At 41.1% G+C, this 11773-nt stretch carries 7 protein-coding genes; 1 reads left to right on the forward strand and 6 read right to left on the reverse strand.

All coding sequences use genetic code 11. The features are described from left to right. Nucleotides 1–16: 16 nt before the first annotated feature. A complete protein-coding gene (locus tag QUE86_RS01480; protein ID WP_286258772.1) occupies nucleotides 17–559 on the forward strand; it encodes a TetR/AcrR family transcriptional regulator in 543 nt (180 codons plus the stop codon). A 54-nt stretch (nucleotides 560–613) separates the two neighbouring features. Here QUE86_RS01480 and QUE86_RS01485 read toward each other — a convergent pair whose 3' ends face one another. From QUE86_RS01485 to QUE86_RS01510, 6 genes are all read right to left on the reverse strand, one after another. Further along, on the reverse strand, nucleotides 614–3799 hold the full coding sequence (locus QUE86_RS01485; RefSeq protein ID WP_286258774.1) for an amidohydrolase family protein: 3186 nt from the start codon (nucleotides 3797–3799) through the stop codon (nucleotides 614–616). Nucleotides 3800–3906: 107 nt separating this feature from the next. After that, nucleotides 3907–4731 carry a M90 family metallopeptidase gene (locus tag QUE86_RS01490; RefSeq protein WP_286258776.1) on the reverse strand — a complete coding sequence of 275 codons (825 nt, stop codon included), beginning with the start codon at nucleotides 4729–4731 and terminating at the stop codon, nucleotides 3907–3909. Nucleotides 4732–4820: 89 nt separating this feature from the next. Then, nucleotides 4821–7727, reverse strand: a complete 2907-nt coding sequence (locus tag QUE86_RS01495; protein ID WP_286258778.1) for a ligand-binding sensor domain-containing protein — start codon at nucleotides 7725–7727, stop codon at nucleotides 4821–4823. 131 nt (nucleotides 7728–7858) lie between these two features. Next, nucleotides 7859–8515: a CatA-like O-acetyltransferase gene (locus QUE86_RS01500; protein ID WP_167657757.1), complete on the reverse strand. Its 657-nt coding sequence runs from the start codon at nucleotides 8513–8515 to the stop codon at nucleotides 7859–7861. Nucleotides 8516–8649: 134 nt separating this feature from the next. Continuing rightward, the gene (locus QUE86_RS01505; protein WP_130051207.1) at nucleotides 8650–9690 is read right to left on the reverse strand and encodes a Leu/Phe/Val dehydrogenase; all 1041 of its coding nucleotides are present in this window, start codon (nucleotides 9688–9690) and stop codon (nucleotides 8650–8652) included. 400 nt (nucleotides 9691–10090) lie between these two features. After that, nucleotides 10091–11617, reverse strand: coding sequence for a fumarate hydratase (locus QUE86_RS01510; protein WP_062570698.1), 1527 nt, complete (start codon nucleotides 11615–11617; stop codon nucleotides 10091–10093). Nucleotides 11618–11773 lie beyond the last annotated feature (156 nt).

The raw sequence follows: 11773 nt of genomic DNA on the forward strand, positions 1-11773 counted from the left end.
CCAATGAGGCTTTGTTATGGATAAACGAACACATATTATTTTGACTGCCCTGTCACTTTTTTATCAAAAAGGCATTCATAGTGTGGGAATAAACGAAATTATTAATGTGGCTGGTGTCGCCAAAAAAACCATGTACCACCATTTCGCAAGTAAAGATGAATTATTACTTGCGTGCCTTAGTGAGCGACATAACAGATTCTTAAATTGGTTAACGCATGCCACCAGCAAGCTAACCACTGTTGAAGAATTTAAAGTAGCTTTGATCAGCTGCCATGAAGCTTGGTTTAATTCTGAGGTGACTGAGTTAGGTGATTTCAATGGCTGTTTATTTATTAACACTGCAGCCGAGTTTCCTGATCCTACTAGCCCGATAAATCAAGCCTGTAAAGAACATAAAATGGCCATACAGCAGTTAATTAAACTGCGTCTGTCATCGTGTAATAACATGGAAAGTGCGCAGCTGGACACGCACAGCTACTATTTAATGACGCTCGTTGAAGGCATGATCTGCCAAGCAAAACTAATAGGAACTAAACAGTTTCCTCACTTAAAACAATAAGTAAATCATAAAAAAAGCGGCACAATGGCCGCTTTAAGTTAAACCTTCTCTTTGTTAGATTTTTTCGAAATATAACTTTTCACGTTTTTTCTCACCCACTTCGTTCATTGTTGCAGCATCAAATAAACGACCATTAATCATGGTGTAATCTATTTTATCTGTATCACGAATATTAGTTAGCGGGTTACCGTCAATAACGATTAAATCGGCAAGTTTACCCGGTTCAAGAGAACCTATATTTTTATCAAGGCCAATGTATTTAGCGGGATCTAGCGTTGCCGCACGAATTGCTTCTAGTGGCGTCATACCACCTTGAGCAAACATCCAAATCTCCCAGTGTGCAGCTAAACCTTCACGTTGACCGTGTGCTCCCAGATTGACTAAAACACCTAAGTCCTGTAGCTCTTTGGCAACACGGGCATTGTTAAAGTGATTATAGTGATGATCGGGAGCCTTAACACGACGCATTGAACGAGGTAATAGCTGATTCTTTGGTACAAACTTACTTAAACGCGGGTGATTCCACACATCAGTCTTATCGTACCAATAATTTTCACCCCAAATGCCACCGTATGCTACACCGAGTGTCGGCGTGTAACCAACATCGCTTTGTGACCAAAGCTGGCGAATATCATCGTATATATTGGCTACAGGAATTGAGTGTTCAATACCCGTATGACCATCAACCACCATGGTTAAGTTGTGCTGCAGTAATGATCCACCCTCTGGCACAACCATCATTTCAAGTTCACGGCCTGCTTCAATTACTTGCTGGCGCTGTTCACGACGCGGTTGGTTATATGATTTAACACTAAACGCGCCCACTTTCTTTAAGCGCTCAAGGTGGAACTTAGCATCTTCTAGCGAGTCAATGTGCGATGTATAACCTGGCATATTCGCACCATATAAAATGGTACCCGTAGAGAAGATACGAGGGCCGACAATCATGCCTGCTTTTTGCATTTCACTTGCAGCAAAAATCTCAGTGGTGTCGTTTGATGGATCATGAATCGTTGTCACACCTAACGCTAATCCAGCTAAGTTCTTCCAGTTTTGCTGTGGAATGATCTCATCGCTACCTTGCGAGCCATGTGCATGCGCATCAACAATACCCGGCATAATTGTTTTACCAGTCACATCAATTACTTCTGCGCCTTTAGGAATATCAACACTGTCTTTACTACCTACAGCTTTAATATGCTTACCGTCGGTAACAATAACGCCGTTTTCAATGACCTGCTCACCATTCATAGTAATAATGCGCGCGCCAGTTAACGCAAATACAGATTTAGGCTCCGCCATGGTTTTTGTAAAACCGATATTGTCGCCACTTTTAACTTTAAAATCAGTCTCAGCATTTTGGTTAATATCAAATAAACCCGCTAGGCTTGCATGATATAACTCAGGGCCCAAGCTCCAATAAAGTTTATCGCTTGTACCACTCCAACTGATATTTTCACCCGCACGAACAGAGAGCTGCTCAATTGGGAATTGGCTATCTTTCGGGCCAATATTAATGGTTTTACCACGTTCAACAAATGGCGTGACAAACACTTTAAATCGCTCTGCAAACGCTAAGTATTTACCATCTGGTGATACTCTAAACTCTGTTGCATGCTCTGATTCATAAAGTTTACGAATTTGTTTTGATTCAAGTTCAACAACGCTTAATGTTGGTTTTGGCCAAGGACTCATCACATAAATACGGTCGTTTGCTACACCAAATTGTGGTTGATAGCCTGATTTAGTGATAAGCGTTGCTTTACCGCCTTTAGCACTTACTGAGTAAATACCTGGCTCTAATGACCATGTAGGATTAAGAATACTGCCGCCTGACGCTTTACGGTAAACAACCGTTTTGCCATCTGGGCTAAATGTTGGCTCTACATATTTACCCGGCTCTTTGGTAATAGTATCGCCACGACCACTACGCGCAGATACAACACGTACTGAGCCCTGCTCATTATCATCCCATGTTGTGTAAACAATTTTCTTTCCATCACGAGAGAACTGTGGGAATAATTCAAAGTGATCGTCTTGCTTAGTTAAGCGCTTCACTTTGCCAGACTCTAAATCACGCTTATAAATATGACCTAGCGCTTCAAATATAGCCGTTTCACCATCTGGTGAAATTTGTACATTGCGCAGCATTTTCACATCAAAATTATCGCTATCGATGTTTTGTGTAAAACGCACTGCTTTTTGAATTTGCTTATTGGTTTCAACTTTAAATGGAATAGTCGAAACAGACTTATCATCGACATCTAGCTTATGGATAGTACCACCAGCCCAAAATACCAATTGTTCGTTATCTGGTGTCCAAGCGATTGTTGGATATACGCCATGAATAGCCCATGTCTCTTGCATATCGCGCTCAAGCTCGCCATACAGCTTAGTATGCTCACCGGTGTGAAGGTCATATAAGTACAAGCTTGTTTGAAAATCATCACGCTTGATGTAAGCAAGCTTTTTACCATCTGGCGAAGGTGTAGGACGAATAGCCCCGCCCATGCCATCGATAATTGTTTCAATATCGCCAGTTTCACGGTCATAGCGTTTAATTTTATAAATACCCGCTACAGAGTCTTTAGAGTAATGAAATGTTTTACCCGGCGTTGCATCATGAGAGAAATAAACATAACGCCCATCTGGCGAGAACATTGGCTCACCTAAGTCTTTTTGGTCGTTTTCGCGTGCAGTTAGCTGTACACCTTTACCACCCGCTTTATGGTATAGCCATACTTCACCTGCACCCAAAGAGCGGCTTGCAGTAAAGTGCTTACGAGCCACTAGGTAGTCTCCATCAGGGCTCCAAGCTGGGCTATTTAATAAACGAAATGTTTCATTCGTTACTGCCTTTTGGTTTTCACCATTTAAATCCATAACCCAAATGTTGTCGCCACCACCTTGGTCTGAAGTAAATGCAATGTGCTTACCATCAGGGCTAAAGCGCGGTTGCATTTGCCATGCTATATCACTGGTTAATTGCGTTGCAGTACCACCAGACATTGGCATGGTATAAATATCGCCGAGTAGGTCAAACACGACTGTTTTACCATCAGGGCTAATATCAACATTCATCCACGTGCCTTGCTCAACACTAATTTTAGCGTCTAAGAATTGGCCTTTTGGTGCGTCTACCTGCCATTTGTCATCATTTGATTGCTCAGCTGCAGCCACTTGCCCTGTTAAAGCAAGTGAAATCGATACAGCAAGCGCTGTATGAAGCATTTTCTTCATTGAAATCTCACTTTTTTATTGTTTTGCTTATATGCACACTTTTAGGATTGCACCAAATAGCATAGCAAGATTCCAGTGATTCGTGTTAAACAGACGTAAATAGTCGACTAATGCCACGCAATCGGATCAAACTGATAAAAGCCAACCAGTAAATGGTATATTTCTGGGTCAAACTGTCTGAGTTCAGCAGGCTTTTCTAAAAAGGTTTCAGTAATAACAGCAAAAAACTCTGCCTCATTGGTCGCGCCATAGCTGTGAATAACATGAGGCATGCCATAGGCTAAATGGGTTTTTAATTGATTAAACGCACGGCTAAATACTTTTGCCCACTTTTGGTAATCATCATTACTCGAAAGCAATGGCGTGCCTGTAGTTTTGCCGGTTTCTTGGTCGAGCTGATGGGCAAATTCATGAAACACCAAATTATGACCATCACTTGGCAAGCGATTCCCCTCAAGGACATCATGCCAGCTCAATACCAGCGTTCCGCCCGGCCATGATTCACCTTGTCGCACAGTATTGTGATAACTGACAAGCCCAGCATTATCACGAGAAGTTTGCGGGGCATAATACGCGCTTGGGTATAAAAGGATCTCTTTTACATTACGATACAATGGCCAAGGTTTATTAAGCACTAAAACACAGGCATCTGCCGCTACAATCAGCTTCATTGCATCATTAAGCTCAAGGCCATCACAACCAATAAAGCGTTTTTCATTTAAAAACCAAACGATGTGACGCTCCAGCTTTTCACGATCGGCATCCGTCATCTTTCGGTAGATAGGCATATATTTTAACAGCAGATTTTTTTGCTGAACATTGAGGGAGTTATTGAGGTATTTTTTCTGCCAAAAGTGATTACGGATGTCGTCCCAGCGCCAGTAACACACAACAAAAATTATTAAAAAAAGTATCAAAACCACGTTAAGCATTACTATCGCCTAAAAAACAATCTTGATACTTTAATGTGTGCAAACAAGAAAAGATCAATTGTTTGCACACATTTTTATTTTCAGATTGGCTAATCTAGCGCAGTGCAACCTTGATTATAAATAAAAATTTTATTACGCCCGTTGTTTTTAGCGTTATAAAGAGCTGTATCTGCATGTGATAATAAACGGTCATAATCAGTAACTTCTGCATTATCTGCAACGCCAAAACTAACCGTCACTGAGAGCTCTTGTGCTAATTCTGAAAAATCGTAATCGGCTATTTCTAAACGGATAATTTCACACATTTTTGCAGCTTCTTCAGCATTTTTATATGGGAACAGCAGAGTAAACTCTTCACCGCCCCAACGAGCGGCATAACCTTCATCAGGAAAGTTCAGGCGCAGCAAACGAGCAATTTCACATATCACTTTATCGCCAATTAAGTGCGAGAAGTTGTCATTAATAAGTTTGAAATGATCAATATCCATAATGGCAATACTAAGCGTTTTATTATCACGCTGAAATTGATTAAAGTTTTCAGATAACCAGCTATCGAAAGCTCGTCTGTTCGGTAATTGCGTTAACTGATCATGGTTCGCTAAATGAGCAAAAGCATCCGCTTGGGTTTGTAAATCATGCATTTGCTGTTCAACTTTTTCGGTTAACTCAATTTCAATACGCTTATAATGATATAAGCGGTATTTATAAATGACATAAGCAGTAAAAAGTACGGCAATTAAGATAAATAACTTAAAGCTAGTTTTTTGCCAAAAATAAGGGGCGATTTTAAAACGCAGTACTTGCTCATTATTTTGCCAATCACTATTAGGATACCCTGCACGCACTTTAAAGGTATATTCACCCGGCGGTAAATTGGTGTACTCCGTAATGGCCAGACGCCCCCTGTCTACCCATTGTTGATTATAACCACTTAATTGAGTTTGGTAGTTTAAACGCCCAGGCATGATAAAACTAAGCCCTGCATAGTTAAACGAAACACGAGAAACACCAGCAGGTAAACTCAAAACTTCATTACCAACAGGTAAAGTCATTGGTTTGCCATCGACTTCAAAGCTTTCAATAACCGTCGATAATCGTCGTTTACTAGCTTCTTTTAAGCGCTCTGGTGTTACGATAGCGACACCTTTAGCAGTAGCAACCCATATTTGTCCATCGGAATGAAGAACAGCTGCAGGGTTTGAACCGCCATTTGCTTGCGCGCTCAACATGCCATCGCCTTCATCATAAAGCTGCATCGAAATGCTCATTGGTTGAACTTTTTCAGGGTTATCTAGTATTGCAACTAACTGAGCTTTGTTGACTTGAATAACACCACGGTTACTGGTCAGCCATAATGAGTCACCTTGCTCAATTACTTGGAACAGCTTATCAACTGGTAAACCATGATCTCGACCAAACAAGCTCATTTTATCTGTGCTGAGATTGTAGCGAACTAGGCCTCTATCAGTAGCAAGCCACATAGTATCGTCATCTAAATAAAAGCCGAATGCATACTCAGTACTGAACTGCTTTGGAAACTCTAGAGTTTTAAACTGCTTTGTTGCTGGGTCATAAATTGAAACACCGACCCCCGTACCAACCCATAACCTGCCATGGTCATCTTCGACAAGGGCCATAATGAAATCACCAATTAAACCATCTTCTGTGGTGAATAATTCAGTTTGCCCGGCAGGATCTATTTTGGTTAAACCACCCGCAGTGCCAATCCATAAGTTATCCATTTTATCGAACAACACAGCGCGAACTTCATTACTAATCAAACCATTACTGCGATTTCTTACTGGGTAAATTTGTTTGTTTACCACTTTCATTAAACCTGCAGTATAAGTGCCTAACCACACTGTGCCTTGTTTATCTTCGGTTAAACTTAAAACTGATAGCGGGTCTTTTTCATAGGCTTGGCTAAGAGTTGTGAGCTTGCCATTTTCAATACGGTTTAAACCATTACTACTGCCCACCCACAAACTACCATCAGAATGCGATAACACGGTACGCACATAGTCAGATGCAAGCCCACGACTTTGACTCCAATTTGTAAATGGCGCTTCGCGCAGGCGAAATAAACCAGCATTAGTGCCAACCCAGATACTTTTTTCGCGATCTTGCAGTAAAGATAAAATACGGTTGTTGGGTAAACCATCATCGGCGGCCAAGTTTTCAAGTCCTACACTGCTGAGTCTGAACACCCCTTTATTGATGGTACCAAACCACAAATCGCCTTCACTATCTTCAAGTAAGCTAGAAATAGATTCTTTATTCAGTACAGGGTCAACAGAAATGAATTTGTCTTGCTGCTTTTTCCATACTCCCTTTTCGGTCCCAACAATTAAGGTACCTGAACTAGTGAGTAACAAAGTAAAGACAGAGGCGTCAGGTAGGCCTGATTCTTGACCTACTCTACGAACTTGATTATTAATAATTTGATAGAGTCCATCACTGGTAGCAGCCCAGATCACCCCAGTTTTGTCCTGTAAAAGACGATATGCGCTCAGCTTATCAAGTAACTTTTGCTCAGTGGCATTTTCAGAAGCACGATAAGTAATGCCTTGTCCTTCTAGTGCTAACCAAAGCTCACCTTGTTCAGTGACAAGCGCATGATTTACCATCGCAGAAGAACTGGGTAATGCGCGCCACCCACCTTGTGAGCGAAGAGCAATACCACCTCGCGCACCAACGATATATAAATCTCCATTATCCATGGGAATAAGGCTACGTAAGCCTGAATCTGGTAAACCAGGAATTTCTGTGCGAGTGAAAAGTTTAAACTCACGGCCATTAAAGCGAGAAAGGCCTTCCCAAGTCGCTATCCAAATGTAGCCATCTTTAGTTTGCGTAACGCTATTAATACTATTATGAGGAAGTCCGGCGCGAGTGCTCCAAGTCTCTGTAAAGTAGTCACTCAGAGAGAGGCGTGCAGAGTCTGCAAAAGCGCTGAAACATAAGAAAAGAAAAATACAACTAACTACCCGCACCATAAAACTAAAACCCTGATATTTATTATCGTTCTATTCAGTGATGTAGCTCTGTGAAGCCAAAGTCATCGCTAACTTCAGATAATACTACATTAGTTGCAATTCTTACTCACTTTAATGACATTTAGCAACAATCAATTACAAAAATTCGTAATTTTATCTTGCAGTATTTTCACAAATCGCGCCACATGTAAGCCATCCATCAAAGCATGATGCACATCAATTGAGAGTGGCATCTTGCCAGTTTTCGAGTCATATTGACCAAACACAAACTTAGGTATACCAAGGCCGTGCCCCTCACTCACGGCATGCGAGAAGCCTGTGAAGTTTAACCATGGAAGCACTGAGATATGAATAAGATCAGGCTGCCCTTCTGTTGCAGCAAATGCATCAGAAAAAAATGGCTTTGCTTTACTTGTTTTGCTCGCTGCAATGGCATGTTTTGAGAAATCGTCCATCGACGCTTGTTTTTCAAAATAACTAAAGCGGAATGTTTCATCTTCAGCAAGCTCTACAACACTGCCTCTTACCGATGACAGTTGTACTGGCAAACAATCAATAATACGTTGACGCATCGGCGCATAATCATGGCATGCTTCAAGTGTTAGGTAGACATAGCAGTGAAAAAACGAATAAGACTCTGTTTTACATTTAGTGTAGAGAGCTGCCATATCGAGCGAAACACACACATTAAAATAAGGCAGAGAAAATTCTTTGAAAAAAGCAAAATGCTGTTTACGAGGCCAAGTCGCTAGATCAATAGGCGTGATTTCACAAGATGGAGCTTTCATTAGGTGTCCTCGAAATTTAAAAGCTGAGTGTACCTAGCAAGCTTAACTTCGTCACCTTGATGCGATAAATAACAGATACAAAAAAGGTGCGACTTGCGCACCTTTTTAACTATAAACTTAGTCGATTTACTAAATTATAAGCCGTTTTCGATGATTTCTAATGCTAGCTCATCTGCAATTAAATGCGTCGACTTTTGCTCTTTTTCAGAGCGAGCAAAGATTTCAGTTAGGGTATCAAAGATGCCTTCAACGTGTTTCGTTGATGCTTCTGCACTATAACCTTCTGGCGCTGTTTCGTAGTAAACGTTGATGATACCACCTGCGTTAATTACGTAATCTGGAGCGTATAAGATACCTTTTTCACGAATAATTTCACCGTGACGAGACTCTGCTAATTGGTTATTCGCACAACCTGCAATAATCGTTGCTTTTAAACGAGGGATAGTCGTGTCGTTTACCGTTGCGCCTAGTGCACACGGTGCATAAACATCGACATCTAAGTCGTAGATTTCATCAATACCAACAGCCGTAGCGTTAAAGTCATTAACAACACGCTCAACAGCTTGCTCATTGATATCTGTTACAAATAACGTTGCGCCCGCTTCGTGTAAATGCTTACATAGGCCATACGCCACCGCACCTAAACCTTGAACTGCTACTTTAACACCTGCTAGGTCTTGGTGACCACGTTGATGTTGTAATGCAGCTTTAATACCTAAGAATGTACCATAAGCAGTGAAAGGTGATGGGTTACCACTTTTACCTTCAAGACCTAATACATAGTTAGTTTCTTTATTCATAATAGCAACATCGTCACAGGTGATGTTCACGTCTTCAGCTGAATAGTAGCTACCGCTTAATCGCTCTAATTGACGACCAAATGCACGGAAAAGTTGCTCTGATTTTATTTCTTTTGCATTACCAATAATCACTGACTTACCGCCACCAAATGGTAAGCGTGCCACAGCATTTTTATACGTCATACCTTTTGATAAACGTAGTGCGTCAGTTACAGCATCTTCATCTGTTGAGTAGTCCCACATTCTGCAACCACCAACTGCTGGACCTAACTTGGTATTATGAACCGCGATAATAGCTTTTAGGCCTGATTCTTTATCTGAACAAAACACCACTTGCTCGTGGTTATCAAAGTCGACTTTATTAAATACAGCCACAGTTAAATACTCCGAAATTTTCTTACCCTAAGGGGTGTGAGCGCTGAAAGTGCCGAGACTTTATCACTTCGTTTGCTCCCTTGCCACTATATGAGATGATAAAACTAAGCAAAGTTCTCCTGCCGAAATAACAACTCAAAAAATAACACTTTAAAGAAAAAACACACCATAAAAAGCACACTTTAAGCATTGTTAATTCAAAACAAAATATTAACATTGCATACTTAATTACGTGAACGTAAAGGTAAAGTATAGCGTAAAGAAAATATTACAAAGAAATTGTATCGATAAAGCCAAGAAATATATGCTTTTTAAGGGTATGGTGAAGAAATAACTAAGACTGGTCAGAGCTGAAAAAAACGGCGCTGTTGCGCCGTTTATTTAAAGAGTTACAAGATGGTTATTTTAATTTGCCATCAAGTTCTTCGATCTTTGCTTTCCAAATAGCTGGACCTTGCGTATGCGCATTCGCACCTTCACTATCAACAGCAACGGTTACTGGCATATCTTCTACTTCAAACTCGTAGATTGCTTCCATACCTAAATCTTCGAACGCAACAACACGTGCTTTCTTGATTGCTTTAGAAACAAGGTAAGCTGCACCACCTACCGCCATTAAGTAGATAGACTTATTGTTTTTGATTGATTCTACTGTAGCAGGACCACGCTCAGCTTTACCAATCATACCGATGATGCCTGTGTTTTCTAACATCATATCGGTGAATTTATCCATACGAGTCGCAGTTGTAGGGCCTGCTGGGCCTACTGCTTCATCACCCACAGCATCTACAGGGCCAACGTAGTAGATAAACTTGTTATCAAAATCAACGCCTTCTGGTAAACCTTCACCTGATTGGATCATGTCTTGTAGACGCTTATGAGCTGCATCACGACCCGTTAAGATAGTACCAGACAGAAGTACAGTTTCACCCATCTTCCATTCTTGCGTATCTTCTTTAGTCAGTGTGTTTAAATCAACGCGACGTGTACCTTCGCCAACTTCAAAAGTTACTTCTGGCCAATCTTCTAGTTTCGGTGCTTTAAGATCAGCAGGGCCTGAACCATCTAACGTAAAGTGAACGTGACGAGTTGCTGCACAGTTAGGGATCATAACCACTGGTTTAGAGGCTGCGTGAGTCGGTGCCGTTTTGATTTTTACATCAACCACTGTTGTTAAACCGCCTAGGCCTTGTGCACCAATACCTAATTTATTTGCACGTTCGAAGATATCGATACGCATTTTTTCTTCAGTCGTTTCTGCACCACGCTCAATAAGCTCGTGAATATCAACTGGGTCCATTAGAGATTCTTTCGCAAGAACAGCTGCTTTTTCTGCAGTACCACCAATACCTATACCAAGCATGCCAGGTGGACACCAACCCGCCCCCATCGTTGGTAATGTTTTTTCAACCCATGCAGCCACATCATCAGACGGGTTAAGCATAACCATTTTCGTTTTATTTTCTGAACCACCGCCCTTCGCTGCCACCATTACTTCAACTTCAGCGCCTGGCACTAAGTCTATATGAACAACTGATGGTGTATTGTCTTTGGTGTTTTTACGCGTACCAGCAGGGTCTGCAACAATTGATGCACGTAATGGGTTATCTGGGTTTAAGTATGCGCGACGGGTACCTTCATCAACCATTTGCTGAACAGTCATGTCTGTTTTATCCCACTTAACATCCATACCTACTTTTACGAAACAAGTAATGATACCTGTATCTTGGCACAGTGGACGTTTACCTTCAGCTGACATACGAGAGTTAATTAATATTTGCGCAATGGCATCTTTTGCCGCTTTGCTTTGCTCTTTATTGTAAGCTTTTTCTAAGGCTTGTACGAAATCGAGAGGGTGATAAAAAGAAATGTATTGCAATGCATCTTCAATGCTATCAATGAAGTCTTGCTGACGAATTGTACTCATTACGGGTTCCTTAAGTTTTTATCGCGTAGCGCTGTACGTGATCCTGAGTAAACCGGTGACGAAGATTTACTCTACGGGTTAGTCATGGCATCACTATAAAGGAAATCATAACGCTGCCAATCAAATTTAACTTATGATACCCTCCTCGCCCGTTTC

Source organism: Pseudoalteromonas apostichopi (assembly GCF_030297135.1).
Taxonomy (GTDB): domain Bacteria; phylum Pseudomonadota; class Gammaproteobacteria; order Enterobacterales; family Alteromonadaceae; genus Pseudoalteromonas; species Pseudoalteromonas apostichopi.

Bases quoted from the DNA above. Each gene is read 5' to 3' on its own strand.
- QUE86_RS01480 (WP_286258772.1), top strand. From the start codon at position 17: ATGGATAAACGAACACATATTATTTTGACTGCCCTGTCACTTTTTTAT.
- QUE86_RS01485 (WP_286258774.1), bottom strand. From the start codon at position 3,799: ATGAAGAAAATGCTTCATACAGCGCTTGCTGTATCGATTTCACTTGCT.
- QUE86_RS01490 (WP_286258776.1), bottom strand. From the start codon at position 4,731: ATGCTTAACGTGGTTTTGATACTTTTTTTAATAATTTTTGTTGTGTGT.
- QUE86_RS01495 (WP_286258778.1), bottom strand. From the start codon at position 7,727: ATGGTGCGGGTAGTTAGTTGTATTTTTCTTTTCTTATGTTTCAGCGCT.
- QUE86_RS01500 (WP_167657757.1), bottom strand. From the start codon at position 8,515: ATGAAAGCTCCATCTTGTGAAATCACGCCTATTGATCTAGCGACTTGG.
- QUE86_RS01510 (WP_062570698.1), bottom strand. From the start codon at position 11,617: ATGAGTACAATTCGTCAGCAAGACTTCATTGATAGCATTGAAGATGCA.